The organism is Clostridium sp. OM05-6BH (genome assembly GCF_003481635.1).
In the GTDB taxonomy this organism is placed as follows: domain Bacteria; phylum Bacillota; class Clostridia; order Lachnospirales; family Lachnospiraceae; genus Butyribacter.
Map to the genome: position 1 here is coordinate 304,878 of NZ_QULH01000001.1, position 24,336 is coordinate 329,213.

The 24,336-nt window shown below is 42.6% G+C and carries 18 protein-coding genes; 1 reads left to right on the forward strand and 17 read right to left on the reverse strand.

What is annotated here, in order from left to right; all coding sequences use genetic code 11:
- Positions 1-15 precede the first annotated feature (15 nt).
- The 4 genes from DXB73_RS01430 to DXB73_RS01445 are packed head-to-tail and all read right to left on the reverse strand — an operon-like array spanning position 16 to position 5,190.
- A complete protein-coding gene (locus DXB73_RS01430) occupies positions 16-930 on the reverse strand; it encodes a mechanosensitive ion channel domain-containing protein (protein ID WP_118689898.1) in 915 nt (304 codons plus the stop codon).
- Positions 931-3,276: a 1,4-alpha-glucan branching protein GlgB gene (gene glgB / locus DXB73_RS01435; RefSeq protein ID WP_118689899.1), complete on the reverse strand. Its 2,346-nt coding sequence runs from the start codon at positions 3,274-3,276 to the stop codon at positions 931-933.
- The gene (locus DXB73_RS01440) at positions 3,273-3,902 is read right to left on the reverse strand and encodes a DUF624 domain-containing protein (RefSeq protein ID WP_118689900.1); all 630 of its coding nucleotides are present in this window, start codon (positions 3,900-3,902) and stop codon (positions 3,273-3,275) included. Before DXB73_RS01440 ends, glgB begins: the two co-directional genes overlap by 4 nt.
- A 52-nt stretch (positions 3,903-3,954) precedes the next feature.
- The gene (locus DXB73_RS01445) at positions 3,955-5,190 is read right to left on the reverse strand and encodes a DUF1015 domain-containing protein (RefSeq protein ID WP_118689901.1); all 1,236 of its coding nucleotides are present in this window, start codon (positions 5,188-5,190) and stop codon (positions 3,955-3,957) included.
- A gap of 142 nt (positions 5,191-5,332) precedes the next feature.
- Between DXB73_RS01445 and DXB73_RS01450 the strand changes: the two genes are divergently transcribed.
- Positions 5,333-6,550 carry a GNAT family N-acetyltransferase gene (locus DXB73_RS01450; RefSeq protein WP_118689902.1) on the forward strand — a complete coding sequence of 406 codons (1,218 nt, stop codon included), beginning with the start codon at positions 5,333-5,335 and terminating at the stop codon, positions 6,548-6,550.
- Positions 6,551-6,811: 261 nt separating this feature from the next.
- Here DXB73_RS01450 and DXB73_RS01460 read toward each other — a convergent pair whose 3' ends face one another.
- From DXB73_RS01460 to htpG, 13 genes are all read right to left on the reverse strand, one after another.
- Positions 6,812-7,198 carry a hypothetical protein gene (locus tag DXB73_RS01460; protein WP_147354450.1) on the reverse strand — a complete coding sequence of 129 codons (387 nt, stop codon included), beginning with the start codon at positions 7,196-7,198 and terminating at the stop codon, positions 6,812-6,814.
- 84 nt (positions 7,199-7,282) lie between these two features.
- Complete coding sequence (gene putP / locus DXB73_RS01465) at positions 7,283-8,827, reverse strand: sodium/proline symporter PutP (protein WP_022026192.1); 1,545 nt, start codon at positions 8,825-8,827, stop codon at positions 7,283-7,285.
- Positions 8,828-8,873: 46 nt separating this feature from the next.
- Complete coding sequence (locus DXB73_RS01470; RefSeq protein WP_118689905.1) at positions 8,874-10,262, reverse strand: citrate/2-methylcitrate synthase; 1,389 nt, start codon at positions 10,260-10,262, stop codon at positions 8,874-8,876.
- 260 nt (positions 10,263-10,522) lie between these two features.
- The gene (locus DXB73_RS01475; protein ID WP_118689906.1) at positions 10,523-11,425 is read right to left on the reverse strand and encodes a sporulation initiation factor Spo0A C-terminal domain-containing protein; all 903 of its coding nucleotides are present in this window, start codon (positions 11,423-11,425) and stop codon (positions 10,523-10,525) included.
- A gap of 718 nt (positions 11,426-12,143) precedes the next feature.
- Entirely contained in the window at positions 12,144-12,941 is a 798-nt protein-coding gene (locus DXB73_RS01485; protein WP_118689907.1) for a response regulator, read from the reverse strand.
- 56 nt (positions 12,942-12,997) lie between these two features.
- A complete protein-coding gene (locus tag DXB73_RS01490; protein WP_118689908.1) occupies positions 12,998-13,633 on the reverse strand; it encodes a histidine kinase in 636 nt (211 codons plus the stop codon).
- Between the two features lie 93 nt (positions 13,634-13,726).
- Entirely contained in the window at positions 13,727-14,155 is a 429-nt protein-coding gene (locus DXB73_RS01495; protein WP_118689909.1) for a response regulator, read from the reverse strand.
- A 130-nt stretch (positions 14,156-14,285) separates the two neighbouring features.
- On the reverse strand, positions 14,286-15,014 hold the full coding sequence (locus DXB73_RS01500) for a winged helix family transcriptional regulator (RefSeq protein WP_118689910.1): 729 nt from the start codon (positions 15,012-15,014) through the stop codon (positions 14,286-14,288).
- A 105-nt stretch (positions 15,015-15,119) separates the two neighbouring features.
- On the reverse strand, positions 15,120-16,166 hold the full coding sequence (gene hydE, locus DXB73_RS01505) for a [FeFe] hydrogenase H-cluster radical SAM maturase HydE (protein ID WP_118689911.1): 1,047 nt from the start codon (positions 16,164-16,166) through the stop codon (positions 15,120-15,122).
- A gap of 46 nt (positions 16,167-16,212) precedes the next feature.
- The gene (locus tag DXB73_RS01510; protein WP_118689912.1) at positions 16,213-16,833 is read right to left on the reverse strand and encodes a TetR/AcrR family transcriptional regulator; all 621 of its coding nucleotides are present in this window, start codon (positions 16,831-16,833) and stop codon (positions 16,213-16,215) included.
- 20 nt (positions 16,834-16,853) lie between these two features.
- The gene (locus DXB73_RS01515; RefSeq protein ID WP_118689913.1) at positions 16,854-19,136 is read right to left on the reverse strand and encodes a hypothetical protein; all 2,283 of its coding nucleotides are present in this window, start codon (positions 19,134-19,136) and stop codon (positions 16,854-16,856) included.
- 79 nt (positions 19,137-19,215) lie between these two features.
- Positions 19,216-21,315, reverse strand: a complete 2,100-nt coding sequence (locus DXB73_RS01520; protein ID WP_118689914.1) for an efflux RND transporter permease subunit — start codon at positions 21,313-21,315, stop codon at positions 19,216-19,218.
- 337 nt (positions 21,316-21,652) lie between these two features.
- Positions 21,653-23,737 (reverse strand): molecular chaperone HtpG, encoded by a 2,085-nt coding sequence (gene htpG / locus DXB73_RS01525; RefSeq protein ID WP_118689915.1) that lies wholly within the window; start codon positions 23,735-23,737, stop codon positions 21,653-21,655.
- Positions 23,738-24,336: the final 599 nt, after the last annotated feature.

Sequence of the window (24,336 nt, forward strand, 5' to 3'; positions counted from 1 at the left end):
ATTTCTGCTAATTTCTTATCCTATGGAGATATTTTGTTCCTGTAACAATGTTTTGATCCTCTCCAACATATCATAATAAACATCCCAGTATTTTGATGTTTCTACCCAGCATTTCGCATTCATACGCAGTTTCACAGGGCTTAATCTGGTCACAACAACTCTCATTGGCTCTGTCACCAAAATGTCACTACTGTGTTTCATCTCTTTGAGTAAAATGTCTCGGATCAATGCAACATCTGCATCATAACTGACAGAGAACTCCAAAACAAGCAAACGCCTATCCTGCTTCGTTGTATTGGTAATATCCGAATTAGAAATCGTTCCATTCGGTATCACGATCACCCGATTATCCGTTGTCGTCAATCGTGTGTAAAAAATATCAATACTCTGTACGGTTCCCTCCGATTGTGGCGTAATAATATAATCTCCAACCTGAAACGGCTTGAGAAGTAAGATCAAAACCCCACCCGCCAAATTGGCCAAACTGCCCTGAAGAGCAAGGCCGATCGCCAATCCTGCCGATCCGACCATAGCCACAATAGAACTGGTTCCTACACCAAGTATACCTGCAACCACAAAGATCAATAGCACATTATAGATAACGCCGGCTAATGACATCACAAACTTGCGGACACTAACCTCTACATTGCGCCGCTCCATCCAGCGATCCGTAAAACGAAGTAACAGCTTCACCATTTTACGGCCGATCACAAACACAATCAAAGCGATCAGCAACGTCTGACCGAAGCGAAGCAGCGGCTCTCGCTGATCTAATAAATACTGTAATAAAAAGCTGGTCTTTTTTTCATTGGAAACAGAGTCATCCCCCATTACCTTGGTCAGCTCCTTGACGGTTGTATTATCCTGCACTGCAAGCATTGCATTTTGCAGTTCCATCATGCCTATTCCCATTTTATCATACAACATCATTTATTTCCTCTTTTTTACTGTTTTTCCTGTTCTAGCGCTTCCACGTTTCGACGGAACGGTCGCTGTCATCGTGTCGGTCGGCACACAGCGATATACGCTCATTCCTAACGGCGGCACGGAAATCGTCAGCGAATACTCCCTGCCATCCCAAGGTATCTTCTTCGCACTCTTTTGCCTTGCGTTAATGCAACCTGTTCCACCAAAGGAAATTTGATCGCTATTAAAGATTTCCTTATATTTTCCGGCAACAGGCACTCCAATCTTAAAATTCTCATACGTAACCGGAGTGAAATTACACACCACCAGAAGCCGCTCCTCTTTCTTCGCATCATACCGCATAAAGGTAATAATACTGTGATCGGCATCCATACTGCTAAGCCATTCAAAACCCTCTGCATCAAAATCCGTCTCGTACCAAGCCGGATGCTCTTGATAAAACGTATTCAATGCCTTTACATATTGCTGCAATGCCTTGTGATCCGGCTCCTCTGCCTGCTCCCAAGGCAATTCCTGCTTCTCATTCCATTCGGTCTCCTGTGCAAACTCCTGCCCCATAAAGAGCAGCTTCTTGCCGGGATGTGCCATCATAAAACCGTATGCCACACGAAGATTCGCATATTTTTCTTCCGGCTCACCAGGCATTTTTGCAAACATAGAGCCTTTCAGATGCACCACTTCATCGTGCGAGAATACAAGCACAAACTTTTCGCTGTATGCATAGATCATACTAAACGTAAGCATGCCGTGTCGGCCCTTGCGAAACAGCGGGTCCGTCTGCATATACGTTGTAAAATCATTCATCCAGCCCATATTCCATTTCAGATCAAAACCTAAACCGTCAACTGTCGAAGGCTCTGTCACTTTCGGCCATGCCGTCGATTCCTCTGCGATCAGTAATGCACCTTTGTTTCTCTCATGCATCACATCGCTTAAATCCCTCAAAAAGGCTATTGCCTCAAGATTCTCATTGCCGCCGTACATATTAGCAACCCATTCCCCGTCCTGTTTGCCATAGTCCAGATACAACATTGATGCTACAGCGTCCATACGGATTCCATCTGCATGATACTGCTCGATCCAAAACAATGCATTGGCCGTCAGGAAATTGGCAACTTCCGGTCTTCCATAATTGTAGATCAATGTCCCCCAATGTGGATGCTCTCCCTGTCTCGGATCCGCATGCTCATACAGACAAGTTCCATCAAACCTCGCCAATCCATTCTCGTCTTTTGGAAAATGTGCCGGTACCCAGTCCAAAATAACACCGATCCCGGCCTGATGCATCGTATCCATAAAATACATAAAATCCTGCGGCGAACCATGTCTGGAAGTCGGTGCATAATACGAAGTCACCTGATAACCCCAAGACTCGTCTAATGGATGCTCCATGACCGGCAGTAACTCCACATGTGTATATCCCATTTTCTGAACATACTGCACAAGCTGTCGTGCCAGCTCCCGGTAATTGACAAATCCATCTTCTGTTCCCTGCTGCCTTTTCCAAGATCCCAAATGAACTTCATAGATATTCATAGGCTCCTTGGTGTAATCCCTTTTAGAACGCTTTGCAAGCCATTTATCATCGTTCCAGCGGTACTCCTGCAGATTCGTCACAATGCTGGCATTAGCCGGCCTCTTTTCACAGGCAAACCCATATGGATCTGTCTTCATCGTCACTTTCTGCGGTGCTGATTTAATCTCATATTTATATAATTCACCCGGTCCGATCCCCGGAATAAAAAGCGAAAATACACCGGAATCTCCCTGACGCATCATAGGATGTCTTCTGCCATCCCAGCCGTTAAAATCCCCAACAACACTGACACGCATTGCATTCGGTGCCCACACCGCAAAGTGTGTTCCATATAACAGTGCTGCATCGTCTTTCACATCATCTTCCGTTACATCCCAAAGAATGTCTGTGTCATCCATACAGCCGCGTACTGCAGCCGGATGCGCACCCATATAACGATATATTTCCCGGTGAATCCCTTTTTCAAAACGCTCAATGTGATTCGCCCCGAATAAATCCTGATATAGATACGGATCCTCTAACTCCACTTTAGAACCATCTTCATAGGAAGCAATGATCGTATATTCTGTGATTGTCTTTCCCGGCAAAAGAACTGCAAACATGCCTGCATCGTCTGACTGATCCATTGTATAATTTCTACCTGTACTTTTAAGACGAAGCTTTGCCTTAACTGCTCCCGGCACAAATACCTGCACTAAAATACCGCCCTTTACCTTCTGCGGTCCAAGTACACGCTGAGGATGATCCTCTTCCGAATAAACGATTGCTTCAATGGCTTCCCAATCCATCAGATCATATAGTCTCTGTTTCATGATTTGCTCCCCCCCTCTTTTAAGTAGCTGTCAAACACCGGCTCCAACAATTTTGCCTGCATCCACATAATTGCTCCCGGCAAGATCAGTATGATCGGTGGAATATACACGATCAATATCATTCCAACAAGAAATGCCGCCTGCAGGATCAGCAAAGATGTTGTCTCTTTCCAGTGTTCCAATGCCATAAAAGCACTGTTAGCAACAATTTCTCCGATCGTATTTTCAAAACGTGCAGACATTGGAAATGCATACGCCATAACTACTAACACGATCATAAACAACATAACAAACACAACACCAAAAAACACACCGAGTGCTCCCATATCGTTATGCAGGATCACTATAAGCGAATACGTCAAAACAGCGATAATTATTTCAAACAATATTCCAAGCGGCAGTCCCTGTCTTGCATTGCGGGGAACCATTTTTAAAAACGTCCGCACAGCATGTCTCTCCCCGGGCAGAACCACCTTTACAACCGTATAATACAGTGCAATACAATTCATCCCAAACGTAATGATCGGAATACTGCACACACAAAATACAACACTTAATAATATAATATCCCACAGTTTTCCAAAAAACTGCATAAACGGTCCTTCAATAGAAAAAAATTCTTTCATATGCAAATCTCCATGGCTCTGTTCGAGCCGCAAACATTGATTTTAGGCCGGATCAAATGCGGTGCATCAACAATCCGCTGCGAAGCTTTGGCTCGAACCAAGTCGACTTCGGCGGCATAAGCAGCCCCGCGTCAGCCACAGCAAACAGCTCTCCGATCGAAGTCGGATACATCGCAAATGCGACCGTCATGTCCGTCTGCACACGACGTTCCAATTCCTCCAAGCCTCGGATTCCTCCAATGAAATCAATACGCTCATCTGTCCTTGGATCCTCGATACCAAGCACCGGTTTTAACAGATATTCCTGTAGCAATGACACATCCAATGCGGCAACCGGATCCGTGATAGCAAGCAGTTCCTGCTTTGCCTGCAGCAAATACCAGCGATTTTCCAAATACATGGTGATCTGTCCCTTTACCTGCGGATGCTTCGCACCATCCAAGACAGTAACATCAAAGCACTCTTCCACAGCCTTCAAAAATGCTTCTTTCGTAAGTCCATGCAAATCTTTCACACAGCGGTTATAATCCATGATCATTAACTGATCGTCCGGAAATAGTACGGAAAGGAAATAATTAAACTCTTCTGTTCCATCATAATCCGGATGTTCTTTACGGCGTTTCAAGCCGACTTTGACTGCGGATGCTGCACGATGATGCCCATCTGCAATATAAATCTCCTGTATTCCGGCAAAAGCCTCCTGTAATGTGGTAACCGCTTCTTCTGTCACTTTCCACATACGGTGTGCAATACCATCCGCTGCCGTAAAATCATACAACGGTTCCTGCGTTTCCATGATCTTAGACACCAATTGGTTGATCGTTGCCTGGGAACGATATGCCAAAAAGATCGGTCCGGTCTGTGCAGACAAAGTGTCTACATGCCGAATACGATCCTGTTCCTTCTCTTCTCTTGTATTTTCATGCTTCTTGATCGTGCCATCCAGATAATCGTCTACACTGGCACACGCTGCGATACCCGTCTGAGTGCGTCCATTCATCTCCAACTGATAAATATAGTAAGCACTTTGCTTATCCTCTACAAAAATCCCCTGAGAGATACGTTCCTCGAACAGTTCTTTTGCCTTGGCATACACCTCGGGTGCATATACGGATACACTATCCTCAAATTGTGTCTCTGCGCGGTCTATCGCCAAAAAGGATAACGGTTCTCTCTCCACTTCCTTCTTCGCTTCTGCACGATTATATACATCATATGGCAATGCGGCTACTTTATCGGCATATTCTACTGCCGGGCGCACTGCACAAAACGGTCTGATCACTGCCATCTTCTTTCGTCCTTTCTCTATTTCCTCGGGGGCATATATATAAATCACCTTTATAATTATACCATGACTGAGATTGTGGCACAATGATTTTTCTGCTATAATAAAGGTTCAATAGCGAATTTACGGGGAGGTGTTCTATACAATGCGAACATTAAAAGCGATTATTTTTGATATGGACGGTGTCATTATCGACAGCGAACCACAGCATGGCAGAGCAGCACTGAAAGTACTGCACAAATATGGTGCAGATGCCGACATGTCCTATCATGAACAGTTTATTGGCAGTTCCACTGCAAATATGGCACAAAAAGTTATCTCAGACTTTTCTCTTTCTTTATCTCCGGAAGAGCTTTTGGCGGAATTAAATCAAGCCAAACGCGAAATCCACAAAGAAGAGGGGTATCCTTCCCTGCCCGGCATCTGCGAGCTGATCCCGAAGCTTGCTACCAGTGGCTGGAAGTTAGCGATTGCCTCCTCCTCTAATCCTGCTGAGATCAACGCTGTTGTCAGTTCATTAGGCATCCGCAAATATTTTGATCAGCTCGTTTCCAGTTCAAATGTTGCCCATCCAAAGCCTGCTCCTGACACATTTCAACTAGCACTTAAAAAGCTTGGCGTATCCGCAGAGGAAGCCATTGTCGTTGAAGACTCCTCTTATGGTGTCGAAGCGGCGATCGCCGCCGGAATCGCCTGCGTCGGATACGACAATCCACATTCCGGCAAGCAGGATCTATCACGTGCCGATGTTTTGTTGGAAAGTTTCGAAGGACTTACTCCTTCGTTTTTTCTGCATGTTTGGCAGCGCAAACAAAAAATACCGGTAACCATTGCAAATACAAGGCGTCTGATCATTCGCGAACTGACCGTTGCGGATATTCCGGATTTATATCCGATTTATAAGGATCCCGAGGTTGCCAAATTCATTGATGACATCGACGATTATAAAGAAATGGAGATGGCAAAACAGGCTGCCTATATCCGTAATGTATACAATTTCTACGGCTACGGATTATGGGGCGTATTCAGTAAAACTTCCGGTGGGCTCATTGGACGTTGTGGAATTGAGAACCATGTTGTTGACGGACAGGATGAGATCATGTTGTCCTATTTGTTAGATAGTAATCATTGGGGCTACGGCTATGCGCTGGAATGTTGCCGTGCAGTATTTCAGTATGCCTATCAAGCTCTGGATATTGACAATATTGTTGCAGTCATTGATAAAGAAAATGTACGATCACTGCATACTGCAAAAAATCTTGGCATGAAACCGGAAAAAGATCTTATATACAAAAATCGCGATGCCGTTCTTTACCGCATCCATCTCACGGAGGAATCATCTCAAAAGGGCAAGAATCGCTAAAGCCATTCTTTGCGATGCGACGTCACACAACAGAACAAAGAGTCGCTTGCGACTCTTTCGCGCTCGAGCGGTGCTGTTTACAGCTAACTTCTTCTCCGCGAGATGCGCATCCTCGCGGAACGTTCTTTGCTTTATAGGAAACGAGACGTTTCCTATAAAGAAATAAAAAAATGCACAGGAAGCATTCTGCTTTAGCATCCTGTGCGTTTTTTTTAATTCTATTACGACATTCCGATATCATATCGTGTTATGCCGTCTATTCTAACGTTTATTATCGTTTTTTTTGCTCTTTGTATCATCTGTTTTAGAATTTGCATGATCATTTGTCTTGTCTTTTTCATTACCTGTCAGATCATCAACTGCATCTTCTGTACCATCTACAGCGTCATCTACAGCATCTTCTACACCATCCGTGGCATCTTTCACAGCATTTCCCGCACCATCTACAGCATCATCCACGGCATTTCCCGCATCATCTGCAGCATTATTGGTACTCTCTGGAAGTTCTGTCTCATTTGGCATATCCGTTGCACCATTACCGGAAGAAGGTGATGTAGCAGAATTATTTTTGGATTTATTACCGCATCCAACCATCAATGCTGCCGCCAAGACTGTAACCACCGCAAAACCTAACATTTTCTTTTTCAAAGCATTCACCATACCTTTCTGAAATTTCGTATGACACGAAATAGAATCTATTGCATTCCTTAGTATGGAATATGCTTTGTATTTTTATTCGCTATATGCATCGACTTTTTCAAATTCTGCAACAATTTCAGCACTCGGTGCTTTTGTTGCAAGACTAACGATCACATTAACAAAAAGGCTCAAAATAAATCCAATTAACAGAGAATAAATACCAGTCGTCACTGCAAGCGTCTTGCCACCCATCAATGGGATGTAGTCCCATATAAGAACCGTCAATCCACCGGTAATAATTCCGACAACCGTTCCCGGCATATTAGCGCGTTTCCAAAATAATGCCAACACGATCGCCGGTCCAAAAGCCGATCCGAGACCAGCCCATGCATCGGATACCAGACCCATAATACTACTCTCCGGATCCCAAGCAATTACGATCGCGATCAATGCAACAACGATGACTGTGATTCGAGTCACTTTCATGATGCGTTTATCGTCTGCATCTTTACGGATAAAACTTTTGTAAATATCTTTTGATACCGAAGATGCACAAACCAACAGCTGTGAATCTGCCGTTGACATGATTGCCGCCAAAATTCCACACAAGAACAATCCGCCAACAAATGGAATTCCTATATTTTTGGTGAATACGCGTTCAATCATTGTGATAAAGACACTCTCTGTCTGTCCGCCTGTCAGTACATTATCGACCAGATAAGCTCTTCCGACAATGCCAATAAAACAGGCAGCTACCAAAGATAAAAAGCACCATGAAATTGCGATCACGCTGGATTTTTTCAACTCTTTCTCATCTTTTACCGCCATGAAACGTATCAAGATATGAGGCATTCCGCAATATCCTAATCCCCATGCAAGCTGCGATAAGATTTCCACAAATTTATATGGTCTGCCGCCGTTCATGAACAGATTCATATATGCATCATAACCGCCAGCTACCTGTGTGTGGTCAATGTTGGCTGCAAACTTGCCGCTGACTAACGCAAAAGCAATGATCGGTACAGTCAGCAATCCAACTAGCATCAGCATTCCCTGCACAAAGTCTGTCGTACATACGGCCAAAAATCCACCCATAAACGTATAAGTTAAAATAACCGCTGCGCCAATGATCAGCGCGATATGATAGTCAATACCAAAGATCGTATGAAATAATTTACCTCCCGAAGCAAGGGCTGACGCTGTATATACTAAAAAGAAAATAATGATCACGACAGATGAGATGGAAAGCAGCACTTTCTTTTTGTCATGAAAACGATTCTCCAAAAATTCCGGCAGTGTCATAGAATTACCTGCTACGATCGTATAGCGGCGAAGTCTTTTGGAAATCAGCAGCCAGTTACAAACGGTTCCTAAAAATAACCCTATGGCGATCCAGGCCTGGCCGGTACCTAACGCATAAATCGAACCCGGCAGACCCATTAGCAGCCATCCGCTCATGTCAGACGCCTGCGCTGAGAGTGCTGCGACCCATGCATTTAAGCCTCTGCCTCCGAGGAAATAATCCTCTGAACTATTGGTGCGGCGCATACAGATTGCACCGATCACGATCATGAATAACAAATAGGCAGCAAACGCCACTAATATTGCAGCAATGCTGGAACTTGATACTGTTGTCATACAATTACCATACCTTTCTTATCTTTTTCCTGTATCCCTATAGAGATTACTCCTCTGTTGTCCCACGGTCTTTGGCATCAACAAACGATCTGTGATGTCCAACATATTTGTATGCCGGACGAATGATCTTACCTCGATTTACAAGTTCTTCCAGACGATGCGCACTCCATCCTGCAATACGAGAAATTGCAAAGATCGGTGTAAATAACTCCTCCGGAATACCAAGCATTGTATAAATAAAGCCTGAATAGAAGTCCACATTTGCGCAGATCGGTTTGACCACATGATTTCTATGAGATAGCAACTGCGTTCCAATGCGTTCTACTCTATCATAAAGACTGTACTCTTTGAGCATTCCTTTACTTTCGGCTAATTTCTGTGCATAATCCTTCAGGATCACCTCTCGCGGATCGGACAACGTGTAAACCGCATGCCCCATACCATAGATCAGACCGGAATGATCAAAAGCATCTCCACGAAGTACTGCCTGCAAATATTCCTGAATCTGATCGTCATCTTCCAGATCCGTAACATGCTCATGAAGATCTGCAAACATCTGCTGCACTTTCAAATTAGCTCCACCATGACGCGGTCCTTTCAAAGATGCAATGGATGCTGCGACTGCCGAATAGGTATCTGTACCCGAAGACGTTACTACGTGATTGGTAAATGTCGAGTTATTACCACCACCATGCTCTGCATGAAGCACAAGAGCAGCATCGAGTACACGTGCTTCTAATGGAGTATACTTTCCATTTGGACGTAACATCTGCAAAATGTTTTCTGCCGTCGAAAGCTCCGGTTTAGCAGGCTTGATCACCAAACTGTCAAAGAAGTGAAAATGTCTGTATGCATGGTAATTGTAAACTGCGATCAATGGCAGTTTCGCAATTAACTGCAATGACTGACGAAGTACGTTGGATACCGAAATATCATCCGGATTAGCATCGTAAGAGTACAAAGTCAAGACACTTTTTTGCAATCCGTTCATCAGATTTGCACTTGGCGCCTTCATAATAACATCACGCACAAATTGTCCGGACAGTTCTTGCAAGCCCGCAATGATCCCATGGAAAACTTCCAATTGCTCTTTATTAGGCAGATAACCGAACAATAGCAAATATGTTGTTTCCTCAAAGGCAAATCGTTTATCAATGCCATCTCCAACTAAATTTTTGACATCATACCCCTGATAGTACAGCATACCATCAGCCGGCTCCTTGACACCATCTACAACACGGTATCCTGTTACATCTGAAATTTCAGTCAATCCGGTCAATACACCTTTTCCATTGCTGTCACGCAATCCCCGCTTTACATCATATTCCTGATATAAGTTTAGGTCGATCGCTCCTGATTTCATACAACTTACAACAAGTTCATTAAATTTTGCATCTAATGCATCATCTATCGACATCATTGAATTTGTTTTCATTTGCTAGTACCTCCTTCTATAATTCCCCTCCGAGCACTCAGCTATCCTATGTATATCCAACCAAACAGAGGGTCGTGTCATCGTACCCGTGCATACGTGTATACGCAAAAAAGTAATAGAGTCATCTATTAACGACAACTCTATTACTATACCTTATTTTACGCTATTCCGTCAAGTTTGTACCTATTATACTGCCATTTCCTGCCGCATAACACGCTCAGCAGGATTTACAGATCGTGTGTCTTTCACATTCGGATCGATCAGCAAGCCTCACGCATACGATACTCTAAACGCAGTTTATCCGTCAAAAGTGCCATAAATTCTGAGTTGGTCGGTTTGCCGCGATTTGCAGAGATCGTATTTCCAAACACGTGCTCTAATGTCTCCATATTCCCTCTGCGCCATGCAACTTCTATCGCATGACGGATCGTCCGTTCTACACTACTGGAAGAAGTATGATATTTTTTTGCAATGGTTGGATACAAAAATTTTGTAATATAGTGCAACATATTTTGATCTGCAAAAGACATCATAATGCCTTCACGAATATATTGGTAACCCTTGATATGTGCCGGCATTCCGATCTCCAGCAATATATTCGTAATGTCAATCTCCAGATTGCCGGTGTATTTATCCGACGGATCTTTGATCAAATGTTCTGTAGGTTTCACAACCTGTCTTATCGTTTTCTTTGAATCTTCCTTCACAGTATCCGTATACTCCGGCGCGGATACAAGCTGCTTTTCTTCGCTGTTATGTACTGCAGCTTGTCCCTCTTCCCCTTCGCCTACACTGGCTGCGATCTGTCTGATCCGTTTGATCAACATCGTTGCTGATAACGGTTTCATCATATAATAGTTTGCTCCCTGTGCTAATGCCTGTTCGATCAATCCCTCGCGTCGAAGTGCCGTGGCAATGATAAACAAAGGCTTGTACTCTGTAAATTCTCTGCATTCTTCTAATATTTCCAAACCGTCTACTCCCGGTAAGATCATATCCATGACTACAACATCCGGCTTTAACTTTTTAATGTTTTCCAGCGCTTTTTTTCCGTCTCCTGTTTCGTACACTACTTGGATTCCCTGTTCATTTAATAATCGTTTTTTGCTTTCTCTGTCCTGTACGTTGTTGTCTGCCAGTATAACACGGATATCATCTTTCATTTTGTCCTCCTAGTCCCTATCAATTGTTTAGAATCGACATCCCATTGCTTTTTTTCAGTTTCCATGTCTAATTATAGAACCTGAATTAGCATTACTATGGATTTCAAATGGAATTGAAATGGAATTAGAGGGGTTTTTTGAAAAAAAATGTATATTTAACGCAAACTTCCCATACCGAAAGTTATTCCAAAACCACATATTGCTTATTATGTCGATAAAATAATAGCTATTTTGCAGCCGATAACATAAATTATCCTGCTATCAAAAAAACTAAGACAATTGCCGAAGAACGCAGAGTTTTTAGTTGATTTCTTATTTTGTTAAGTCTCTGATGAATACATGCCTGAAGGATTGTCTGAGATGTCCCGGTTTAGCAAGGTATCATCCATTTTTGGACGGGACGCTTTCGCTACGATGCGCTACGTCACGTTACTTAATGTCTCTGAAATACGAGACATAAGTAACGACGAGCGCAAAGTCCCTTTCAAAAATGATGATTACCTTGCTTCCGGGACTTCGAGTTTCCGAAAGGCATGTAAATCAATCATCAGAGACAACAAAATTTAGAAATCACTATAAAACTAATTGCGGCAAGGCAATTTCTATAGTTTTTTGATGGCAGGACCCACTATATATCAGCTGCAAAATATAATTAAACCATCGACATAATAAGCAATATGTGGTTGTGTAGGATTTGAGGTATGGGAAGTTGGGATATTTAATTTTGTAAAAATCGGCTTAATGACGCCATTCGATCTTCTGCCCAGCTATATTCCAGCATATAATCTCCCGCAAATGCGTCCTGCGCATCCTGTTCACGCTGTAATAGACGGTACAAATCGCATTCCAGCAGATCCGTATTAAGACGTTTGATGCCTCTTCCTGACACGATAATATCCTCTACACCATACTGTTTTAATTCATTGATCAATGTTTTACCGATCTTGCTGCATAAGCTCTGCGTTGCTTCATCGTTCGGACGGTTCTCCCACAATGTTCCAATGATCTGATCTGTCGTCACAGTACCTCCTTCTCGATCCACCAAAAGAGCCAACAGCTCTTTTGCTTTCGCACTGCGAAACATAACCGGACTCCCATCAATATACAGATCAAAATGTCCAAACGTTCTTGCAAAGATTCTTTTATTTCTCTGTAAAGCAAGTTCATTCGCCTTCTTGACGACAAAAGTGAGTTCTGCCGCATTTAATGGCTTCATCAAATAAAAGTCCGCTTCTACATCAATTGCATTGTCAACGTACTGTGCATTACCTGTTGTATAGATCAACACGATCTGTGGATTGAGTTCCTTTAACTTTTTACCCAATTCAACACCATCCATACAACCATGTATACATATATCTAAGAATGCCGCCTCGACGGCACGCTCCCGAACACACTGCAGTGCCTCCCCTGCATCAAGACACTCTCCGACAATCTCTACACGCTTGTCACGCTCTAAATAGTTACGCACTAATTTGATCGCCATGATCTCATCATCGACAATGATCGTTTTCATACCATCCCTACATTCCTTCCATCAAATTTTAATCAAGATCCATCGATCCGAGATGTTTAGGTATTCTGACCTTCCGCCTCTATCGGTAATGCAAATGTTACAACCATTTCATCACCTTCAATCTCCCAGCTAATATCTCCTTCTACCGAAAAGCTCCACCATATTCTCAATTTTTGACGTATCAGCTCACCTTCGTCCGCTTCCTTTTTTGATAACTCCTCATACGAATTGCGAATGGTAAGAATATACTTATTTTGACAAACCCCACCAAGAATTTCAATTTGACGTCTTCTGGTCGACATACACTCATTGACAGCACGCGACGCATATAATGCAATCCCCATCGGCGGCACTTTCAGATTGCAGGCACCAACATCCCACAGTATCGTCATCCCCTGAAACCGATAGTTTTCCATGGACAAATACGTTCGCATGAACTTTCTTTCCTCACGAAAAGATACTGTTTTATTGACGCGAAAACATTGAAACTGATAACGCAGGCAGTCCGAAAAACCATCCAGCAGCTCCGGCAGCAATACCTTCTCTAATATCGCAGCCCCTTTGATCGCATTTAACGTATTAAAGAGAAAATGTTCCTGCAGTACGACAATTTGCTGCTTCAGATCTTCCTCATCCACCTCTGCCATTCCTTTGACATCAATAATCACACGTAATGGTCCAGTTTTTCTCACTTTTTATTTGTCCTCCAAATCCTCAATATTCCTTGATATCGTAAGCAATATATAATCCGACAGCATCTTTGGATGTGTGAAGTGTGAGTAAATTTATACGCCCAACACGCTATGGATCATCTCTAACAATGCTGCATAATTTACCGGTTTGTCAACATATCCATTCATCTCACATTCAGTTGCTTTCATTTTCGCTGAGGGAAGTAAATTAGCAGTAACAGCATATATTGGAATCTCTTTACTATCCTGCCTGTCTGCACTACGAATGAACTTTGCTATATCATAACCATCCATACCGTATAGATTCAGATCGATCAATATAAACTGATATGAAAACGGTTCACTATTCTGATAGCTTTCTAATGCTTTCTGTCCACTCACAAACGCATCTGTATGCAATCCAAAATCATTAAATATTGTCTGCATGACTTCCAGATTAATTTCATTGTCATCAATGATCATAACTCTTTCTCCATGGAACGAATCAATGTCAGCAAGACCATCCCAAGTCAATATATTCATGATCCTATTCCTCCTGATATCATCTATTTTACTCCTTCTCAAAAAATCCGTCAATCATGCCCTTTGTATGCTTTAAGCTGTTCTCCTCAAATCATCCACAATAGATACGATACTTAACGCGACTCTGAAATCATACAAAACAAGAACCATTTTCCTCTTTATGATACTGCAGATAATACCCTTTTCCATATTTGGACACAATAAAAAGCCTTGTTCCATATAAACGTTTGCGCACCCGCTGCACAACACCATCCAATCTTCTCCGGCTGTGCACAGATACTTCGCTCCATAAATTCTCCACCAATTCATCCCGATATACCACAGCTCCCTCTGCCTGCAGCAACCGCTTCAACAATATACATTCCTCTCTCGACATATGAATAGGATACCCGTCAATCTGAACTTGTCCACCCTCGCTATCCACTATAACACGTTCCCATTCCGTCATCGGCACATCTGATACGACATTTTTCGACACCGCCCGTGCTATACGACAGGCTGCCAGATCGGTCGACTGCTCCGGGCAGACACATTCTGCAGCTCCGGCTCGCAAAAGCTGTTCTTCCAACCGATCATCTCTTTGCTGTAAAATCACGATAATTGGTACCTTCTGCCATTCCGCAAATTCTTGAAAAGCCTGCAGACATATACTGTCACCTGCATCTTTCGTTCTCCATCGATACGCCTCCGTCAACTCTTCTTCCTGTATCATAATGGCCGAGCACGGAGCCTGCACCTCCCATAACGTCTCTGCATGATCGATCATCTGAGTCTGCCATTCTTCCTGGCTCAATCGCTCCAACAATCTTGCGATCCACTCTTCCTCTAATGCGCAAACAATCATCTTTCTCTTTCTCATATTTCTCTCTCACCACGATCTGTTTCTTATATTTTCGATAATTGACATTAGATGTTTCCATCTTCGTTCTTCACTCGCTGCTGTCTTCTACCTTACTTTTGGGAATTACATGATGGCCTTTCGGACGACTTCATAACCTTTTTCCCGTATCTGCTGTTCGAAAGACTTAATCGTCTCCTGCTGACGATGAATAGTGTGCTCATCATAAACGGCGTATGCACCGCGCAATGCCTCGTCAACAATATCAACAACAACAACGTTAGCCCCTGCCTGCAGTGCCTTCTTCCGTCCATCGTGCATCGCCTGTTCCAAACTCGGATCTGCAATAAGAATACTTCCCCGAAACATCAATCTTGCAATTGCCATCAAGTATAATACCATATCCGCATTACCACCGCGTTCCCGTTCAAATGGCGTATGTTTTGCTGCCAAAAATGGTGCGATCTGTATCATCTGTGGCATAAACTGCTTCATAAACAGCAGATCTTCAGATACATTCTCTATCGTCTGATAAGGTGTTCCGACCAAAAATCCTGTTCCTGTATGATATCCCATCTCCTGCAGTTCCCACATTCCCTGCTTGCGCCGAAGTAACGACATATTAGCAGAGTGCAGCCTCTTGAATTGTAATTCATTCGAGGCATCATGGCTAAGCATAGCTGCTCCGGCACCTAAATGCATCCAATGTAAATATGCCGCTTTGGTATGATCCCCCACATTCAATATGATCGTACAGTCCGGGAAATGCTTATGTACCGCATCCACAATTTCTGCAAAATTTGCCTCCGAAAAATAAAAATCTGTCCCACTTTCCAGCAAAAAATTGCGAATTCCCTGCCTATAACCCTCGTGACAATACTGTAATATTTCTTTCATATTCATACGATACCGCTTCACAAAACGATTACTGCGTCTTAACCCACAGTAGTTGCAATCATTTTTGCAGTAATTAGAAAAAGGAAGTCTACCCCACAGATAGACTTCCTTATCAAATTGCTGTTTTCGAACCTCTTCTGCCTTTTGAAACAGATACTCGGTTGTCTCCGCATTGCGATATCGCAACAGTTCTGTAAATTCGTCTGCTGATAACGTTCCAAGCATCATCAGACGATCTACATGCTCCTGCATTATCTCGCCCATTATTTTCTCCATTTCCAGTGCCTCGCCAAATACAATACCACTTTATTCTAAGGAGCCACTACTCCTGTTCCGTATCCGCGATCTCAAATTGGCTGATAATGCCACAGATCGCCGTATTTAACTCCGGCTTTAACTCTTCCAGGGTGACCGGTTGCTTCTGTAGAATAACATTATAACAGGTTGCATTTACCAATTCAACAATCATAAAGATCATTAAATTCTGCTGTCGAAATTTGCGCCCGGACTGCTTTAGCAGCTCCTCGAAGATATCCATGCAGTTCCGATTGGACATGCCGGCAATACGAATATTTGAAAAAACACCCCAGCTTAAGTTTTTAGAAATAAATCGTAATAATACAGGGCTCTCATTGAGCTGATCAACAATATGTGTTGCAAGTGCTACAATACACTCCTCTAAGCTGACCCAATTGGACTCATCATTCAATTTGAGTTCTTCATTAGCTCGGTCAAACAATGCACTCGCCTGTCTTGCGATCAACTGATCGCGAATGTCAAATTTATCTTTGAAATAAAGATAAAAAGTACCTTTCGCCATCTTTGCCCGTTTTACAATTTCAGAGATGGACGTATTTTGAATTCCTTTTTCTGTGAACAATTCAAATGCAGAGAGCAGAAGTGCTTCTTTCTTCTCTCGCTTTTTTTGATCGATCTTACTCATGCGTCCACCCCCTTAATATATTACTCATCTTTCTTAACTTCCTGTGTTGACAATACAAACTTTACACTTCCGTTCATGTCGTTGTCAATTCCGGAGAAACTCTGGTAATCCTCAGAAGCTTTCTGAATACCTTTTATACGGTCAATTGTTCCGTCCAGGCCATCTGTTACATCCGTGATCGTTGTTGCCAACTTATCAATGGCATCTTTCTTGAAGGTATTCATTCCGTCATTCAATTTATCAGAACCTTTATACAGCTTGGAAATACCACTCGATACCGTTCCTGTAGCCTTGTCAAGCTGCTTTGTGCCTGCAAATAAGGATTTGGTTCCTGCTGCCAATTGTTTGACACCCTTGCGCAATACAGAACTGTTCTTCGTTAATTTCTTGCTGTTCGTCGTGATCGTTGATGAATTCTTTACGATCGCAGCTGCACCACTCTTTAACTTCTTGTTGTTCGCTGTAAGTGTCTTGCCACCCTTTGAAAGCTTTGTAATATTGGTGCTGATCTGAGTAATTGCATCACGGACAGTTTTCTCACCATCCAAAAGCTGTGTTGCACTTCCTCTAAGCTGTGCAGCATATCCGGACATCGTCTGTGCTGTTGTATCTAATGCTGCTGCACCGTTGTATAGGTTCTGCTCCTTGGATTTTGTGTCTGTAGCAGCCTTGATACTTGCAAGACCGGCTGCAAGATCTGCTTTGCCATCTTTATCATATTCGCCATCTGCCTTACCATTTGTGACGATATCTACGCTGCTCAATGCTGTGAGTGCTTCTTTGACCGCTGCTTTCTGCTCTGCTGTCAGGCTGTCATTAGCAAGAAGTGCTTTCAGCTCATTTTGCTGCTGCAATGCATTCTCTACCAGTCCATTCACCTGTTTCATGCCCGCCTGTAACTGCCCTACACCATCATCCACAGATTTCACACCGGCTTTTAATGCTGCGGTTCCATCGGTAAGCTGCTTCATGTTTTCCTCGGTCATCATCTTGCTTACTGCACCAACGAAGGTCTGTACGCCATCACCGAATGTCTTGTACTGTTTCGGAAATGTCTTGGTTGATTTGTCCAGTGTATTTAATCCATCGGCAATCTGTTTTGCACCGTCGGTATAGGAATTTACACCCTGACCAAGTGACTTGGAACCTTTCACATAAGAGTTGACACCCTTTAACAACTGATCGGTTCCTTTTGTATACGCATTGGTTCCTTTCTTCAAAGATTTAGCACCTTTGTTCAATGTCTTTGCTCCCTTATTGGCAGACTTAATCCCCTTCGCATACGTTGCAAAGTTCTTATTCAATGTATTTAATCCGTCTTTCAAAGACTTAGTGCCATCTACCAGCTGCTCGCCGGCATCTTTCATGTCATCGATCTTGTCATCCAATTTATCAAGATCGTCCACACTGTCAATATCGATATCCTTAAATAAGTCTGCCGTTGCTACCGTATAAGTCTGGCTCATAGAGAAATCTTTGACATCGGCTGTAATCTTAACAGAGTCCGTAATCTTGTCGTTTAACTCATCGGTATCGACATCCACATCATCTCCAAGATCAACATTTTTCAAGTCCAAGCTCTCAGACAGACCCGGCATACCATATGCGATCACAATGTTGTTTTCTCCCTCAGATAATACCTTACCATTGTCAATATCAATATTGTCGAATTTATCGACCGGAAGGATCATACCGGTTGCCATCAAAAATGGTGTGTAAATATCTTTCTTCTCACCTGCTACCGTAACCTGTTTCTTAGATGTGTTAGAATACTTGATCGTCATCTCTAACTTACCGCTCTTGCCAACGATATCTTTTGGAGCTACTTTCTCACCATCCAGTTTATAAGTGATCTGCATACCAACCGGAAGCTCGCTATTTTCTGCTGTTCCCTGATAATAAATGTCGTTTTTGGAAGTATCCCAGGTAAGACTGTCACCACTCTGTGTAAACTTCTCATCGCCCTTTGTATTTGTAATATCCTTCAATGTAGAGCTATCTTTGACACCATCTACCTGTCCGGAATTTTTGAGCCAGTCGGATACAATGACATCCGTCACACCACCGTTTGCATCCAAGGTTGCGTATACGGTTTCCTCTTTGCTAACGGTACTCTTTTTCTTAGATGACGCAAAACTTGCTGTCTGCTCTACTACTTTATTGTTAGCAGCCATTGCCTGCACCTTGCTGTCGTATCGATACGTATGTGTCGCATATTCTATATTTCCGACAACCAGCCCGGCAACCAATAAACTACTGATTCCTGTCATTACTACACGTTTCTTTCCACTCATTTGTCGCATAATGCTCCTCCTTATTTGCTGTTTGCATTTTCCTGCATCTCGATATCATTCATTCCAAAATGTTTGATATCTGTTTCCATCATTTCTTCTCTGCATCTCTCTTTGCTACATTTGCCTTGATCATGTTCCAAGATGTGCGTTTGATCACACCATCAAAGATCCAAAGCATTGCCGGCAGAACGCAGATAACAACGATCATACTGATGATCGCACCACGTGAAAGCAGTGTACAGATCGATCCGATCATATCTACCTGCGAATATACCGATACACCAAAGGTTGCGGCAAAGAAGCACAATCCACTGGTAAGGATCGACTTGATCGATGTCTCATGCGCAATGCGGATTGCATCCTTCTTACTCTGTCCACGTTCCGTTCGCTCTTTATGATATCGACTTGTCATCAAAATCGCATAATCTACGGTCGCTCCAAGCTGGATCGTACCGATAACGATACTCGCCACAAACGGAAGCGACGTATTCGTATAAAACGGTACTGCCATATTACATGCAATCGCAAATTCGATGACCGAGATCAAGATCACCGGAATGGAAATCGACTTAAACGTGATCAAGATGATAACAAAGATCGCCAGGATGGAAATATTATTTACTGTCTTGAGATCGACATCCGTTACATCCTGCAAATCTTTCATCATTGGCGCCTCGCCGATCACCATACCATCATTTTGGTATTTTTTGACAATCTTGTCAATCTTTGCTAATTGAGAATTTACCTCATCAGTAGCAGAACTGTAATCAGAGCTTACAAATTCCAGTTCATAATTGTCTGTCTTGAGCATCTTCTTGATATTGTTCGGTATCATAGACTCCGGTACATTGGAACCTACTAACGAGTTCAAACCGATCACCCATTTCACACCATCTACCTTTTCAATTTCCTTGCTCATCGCACTCTTTTCTTTGGCAGAAAGACCATCTTTCAGAAGGATCATATGCATGTTACTCATATTAAACTCCTTCTTTAATTTCTCATTCGCCTCATTACTTGGAATGTTCTTCGGCAAAGACTGATCAATATTATAGTAAATCTTGTAATTATTATTACCGTGTATTGCCGGTACTAACACGATCAGGAACAACAGCAATGCTACATAACGTCCCTTGACAATGCCATGTGATAGTTTATCCAAGGATGGGATCAGTGATCTGTGCGTCGTCTTCTCAATCGCTTTATCACAGGTAAGGATCATTGCCGGAAGTACCGTTACACAAGCAATCACACCAATAACAACACCCTTAGACATTACAATACCGATATTAGCGCCAAGCTTAAACGTCATAAAACAAAGTGCTACGAATCCTGCAACCGTTGTGATCGAACTTGCCGTGATCGATGTAAACGTATTGCTGATCGCATGTGCCATGGCGCGTTTCTTGTCGCCTTCATATCGTTCCTTGTTCGCTTCGTAACTCTCTAACAGGAAGATGGAATAATCCATCGTCACCGCCAACTGAAGCACCGCGGCTAACGCCTGCGTGATATAGGATATTTCTCCTAAGAAAACATTACTTCCTAAGTTAAATACGATTGCCATTCCTATATTCAACAAGAAGATCAATGGTGTCACAAAGGAAGTCATTGTCAAGAACAAGACTACCAGTGACAGCAAACCTGCAATCACGACGTAGATCGGCATTTCCTGCAATGCCAGGTTCTTAATATCAGTAACTACACCGGACATTCCGCTTGCATAAACATTCTTGCCTACGACTTTACGTATCTGCGTGATCGCATCCATCGTATCATCTGCTGATGTCGTATCGTCAAACAACGCGATCATCATCGTCGCTTTTCCGTTAAAGAATGCTTTTCGCAGATCTTCCGGAATCATTTCGGTCGGCACCGAAATATCCACTGCATCGTCATACCATAAAACATCTTTGACATGATCGATACTTTCTAATTGTTTCTCTAACTTTGCTGCATCTTTCATCGGCATATCTTCCACGACTACCATGGAAAACGCTCCCATACCGAACTCATCCACCAGAATATCCTGTCCCTTGATCGTCTCCAAGCTCTCCGGCAGATAACTAAGTACATCATAATTCACACGTGTACTGACATATCCGATTCCAGCCGGAATCAGCAGGATAAACGCAATAACAAGAATGATATTCTTGTGTTTTGTGATCCACTTGCCAATGTTAATCATCCAATCCCTCCTAAATCTTAATAAACCATGCTGTCAAAAGCATCTGGATACCATGACAATCCGGTCCTTATTGAGAATAAATATCAAAAATGACTGACAGTCATTTTTAACTCTTGCTGTATACTACTACAAAAATGACCAGTAGTCAATCTTTTTATTTTAAATTTATAAATATTTTAGATTTTAGGAGTAAGGTGGCAAAGCATCCTCGCGGAGCGTTTTTTACTTTATAGGAAACGAGAAGTTTCCTATAAAATAAAAAAGGGACAACGCATACACGCCGTCCCCATTGTTACTACATTCTTCTATTAGCTGCCGACCAACATCATGGTCCCTTTTATTTAGCAAGCAGCATCATGATCTCGTTGCTGCGTGCTACAAATTCTGTCATTTCATCTGCTGCAAGCGGCTTATGCGCTAACATCGCCAGATCATACAACTGTTTGCAGAACATATCCACATTCTCGCCATCTTTGTGCTCCAAAATATACTGCACTAATGCATTCGATGAATTGAGCACTAATGTCTCTCCTCCTCCGAGGCCACCCATGCCGCCCATGCTGTACATTTTCATCATATCCTGCATACGACGCATTTCTTCTGACAATGTAATCATTGAGGAGATCTTTTCATTCTTGAGTTTTTGTACTTTTACTTCAAGCTGATCCTTACCCAATGCTCTTTTGAAGATTTCAGACAACGCATCCGTCTGCGCTTTTAATGTATCCTCGTCTTCCTCATCTTTCATCGTATCCGTCAGATCTGCATCAATACGCTGGAATTTCACCTTCAGATCTCCCTGTTCTAACTGTGAAATAAACGGCTGATCGATCGTATGTGTTAATACGACCGCATTCAATCCCTGCTCCTTGAACAGATTGACATACTGGCTCTGCTGCTGCAGATCTGTTGCGTAGTATACCGTTGTCGGTTCTTCTTCCTTGTCTGCATTATCAGCATCCGCACCATTCTCGGCATCTGCTGTTTCATCGCTCTTTGCTTCTGTACTCTCTGTCTCTTCTTTTACAGGCTCGTTTTTCTTAGCCTCTTCGATATAATCCGGCAAGGTGATGTACTTACCGTCCAAATCCTTAAATATCAGATAATCCGTCATTTTTTCGCGGAATTTCTGATCTTTTAAGCAGCCATACTTGATAAATGGGCTGATATCATCCCAATATTTCTCATAATTCTCACGGTCTACTTTGAACATACCGGACAACTTATCGGCTACTTTCTTCGTAATATAATCCGAAATCTTCTTTACAAATCCGTCATTCTGCAATGCACTTCTGGATACATTAAGCGGCAGATCCGGACAATCGATCACACCTTTGAGAAGCATCAAAAACTCCGGGATCACTTCCTTAATATTATCTGCAATAAATACCTGATTGTTGTAAAGCTTGATAACACCCTCTAAATTATCATATTCTGTATTAACCTTCGGGAAGTACAAAATACCTTTGAGGTTAAATGGATAATCCATATTTAAATGAATCCAGAACAACGGCTCCTTGTAATCGTTAAATACCTTGCGGTAAAAGTCCTTGTACTCGTCATCGGTACACTCATTTGGATGTTTCATCCAAAGTGGGTTCGTATCGCTAATAGAAACCGGACGTTTATTGATCTTTGCCTTTTCTTTACGAGGGCTGACCTCGACCATCTCTTTCTCTCCATTTTCATTTTCGCGTTCTTCAGTCTTCGCTTCCTCTACGATCGTCTCTACAACAACATCATCTTCACGAACATCGGCTGCATCGATCGTTTCATATTCCTGCTCTGCGTTTGCTTTGGAAAGGAAGATCTCAACCGGCATAAAGGAACAATATTTGTCCAAAATCTCTCTGACACGATACTCATTCGCAAACTCTAAGCTGTCCTCGGAAAGGTACAGGGTGATCGTTGTACCAACAGTATCTTTTGTGCCGTCTGACATTTCAAAATTGATACCGCCTTCCGATTCCCAGCGAACCGGTGTAGCATCCTTCTGCCAAGACAACGTGTCGATCGTAACTTTGTCAGATACCATAAACGCAGAATAAAATCCCAGTCCAAAGTGACCTATGATCTGCTCTTCGTTCGTTTTATCCTTATATTTCTCCAAGAAATCCGTTGCACCGGAAAAGGCAACCTGATTGATGTACTCGTCTACTTCATCTGCCGTCATACCAAGACCGGTATCGGTCAGAGAAATTGTCTTAGCATCCGGATCAACAACGACCTGTATTTGTGCCTTGTAATCCTCCGGCATATCATATTCGCCCATAATTTCTAACTTCTTCAACTTAGTAATGGCGTCGCAGCCATTTGAAACTAACTCACGAAGAAAAATGTCATGGTCAGAATACAACCATTTCTTAATGATCGGAAACATATTTTCAGATTCAATTGATAAGCTACCTGTTCTGCTCTGCATAATAATCCTCGTTTCTGCACACTTTCCTATAAAAAACGAACCCTGTGTCAAGTGCGCCGAGACACTGATCCGCCGCATCACCGCCAGATGCGTCCGTCCTTGTTAGCACTCTACTCTTACGACTGCTAACAACATCCAGAAAATATATTAGTATCATTCTACCAAAATGTCAAGAGCAAACATAACATTTTACAAATCTCATCCCCAAACTTCGCATACCCACTGTCATGTTCTAACCACATATTGCTTATTATGTCAGCAGCAAATTAGCAGTTTTGCAGTCGATAAACTTAATTGTTCTGCCATAAGAGATCTAAGAAAATTGCCGCAGAACGCAGAGTTTTTATGTGATTTCTTATTTTGTTAAGTCTCTGATGAATACATGCCTGAAGGATTGTCTGAGAAGTCCCGGAAGCAAGGTATCATCCATTTTTGGACGGGACGCTTTCGCTACGATGCGCTACGTCACGTTACTTAATGTCTCTGAAGTACGAGACATAAGTAACGACGAGCGCAAAGTCCCTTTCAAAAATGATGAATACCTTGCTTCCGGGACATCGAGTTGTCCGTAAGGCATGTAAATCATACATCAGAGACAA

Coding starts and splice junctions, on each gene's coding strand:
- DXB73_RS01430 (WP_118689898.1), bottom strand. CDS start 930: ATGATGTTGTATGATAAAATGGGAATAGGCATGATGGAACTGCAAAAT.
- glgB (WP_118689899.1), bottom strand. CDS start 3,276: ATGAAACAGAGACTATATGATCTGATGGATTGGGAAGCCATTGAAGCA.
- DXB73_RS01440 (WP_118689900.1), bottom strand. CDS start 3,902: ATGAAAGAATTTTTTTCTATTGAAGGACCGTTTATGCAGTTTTTTGGA.
- DXB73_RS01445 (WP_118689901.1), bottom strand. CDS start 5,190: ATGGCAGTGATCAGACCGTTTTGTGCAGTGCGCCCGGCAGTAGAATAT.
- DXB73_RS01450 (WP_118689902.1), top strand. CDS start 5,333: ATGCGAACATTAAAAGCGATTATTTTTGATATGGACGGTGTCATTATC.
- putP (WP_022026192.1), bottom strand. CDS start 8,827: ATGACAACAGTATCAAGTTCCAGCATTGCTGCAATATTAGTGGCGTTT.
- DXB73_RS01470 (WP_118689905.1), bottom strand. CDS start 10,262: ATGAAAACAAATTCAATGATGTCGATAGATGATGCATTAGATGCAAAA.
- DXB73_RS01475 (WP_118689906.1), bottom strand. CDS start 11,425: ATGAAAGATGATATCCGTGTTATACTGGCAGACAACAACGTACAGGAC.
- DXB73_RS01485 (WP_118689907.1), bottom strand. CDS start 12,941: ATGAAAACGATCATTGTCGATGATGAGATCATGGCGATCAAATTAGTG.
- DXB73_RS01495 (WP_118689909.1), bottom strand. CDS start 14,155: ATGAATATATTGACTTGGGATGGTCTTGCTGACATTGATTCGTTCCAT.
- DXB73_RS01500 (WP_118689910.1), bottom strand. CDS start 15,014: ATGAGAAAGAGAAAGATGATTGTTTGCGCATTAGAGGAAGAGTGGATC.
- hydE (WP_118689911.1), bottom strand. CDS start 16,166: ATGGAGAAAATAATGGGCGAGATAATGCAGGAGCATGTAGATCGTCTG.
- DXB73_RS01510 (WP_118689912.1), bottom strand. CDS start 16,833: ATGAGTAAGATCGATCAAAAAAAGCGAGAGAAGAAAGAAGCACTTCTG.
- DXB73_RS01515 (WP_118689913.1), bottom strand. CDS start 19,136: ATGCGACAAATGAGTGGAAAGAAACGTGTAGTAATGACAGGAATCAGT.
- DXB73_RS01520 (WP_118689914.1), bottom strand. CDS start 21,315: ATGATTAACATTGGCAAGTGGATCACAAAACACAAGAATATCATTCTT.
- htpG (WP_118689915.1), bottom strand. CDS start 23,737: ATGCAGAGCAGAACAGGTAGCTTATCAATTGAATCTGAAAATATGTTT.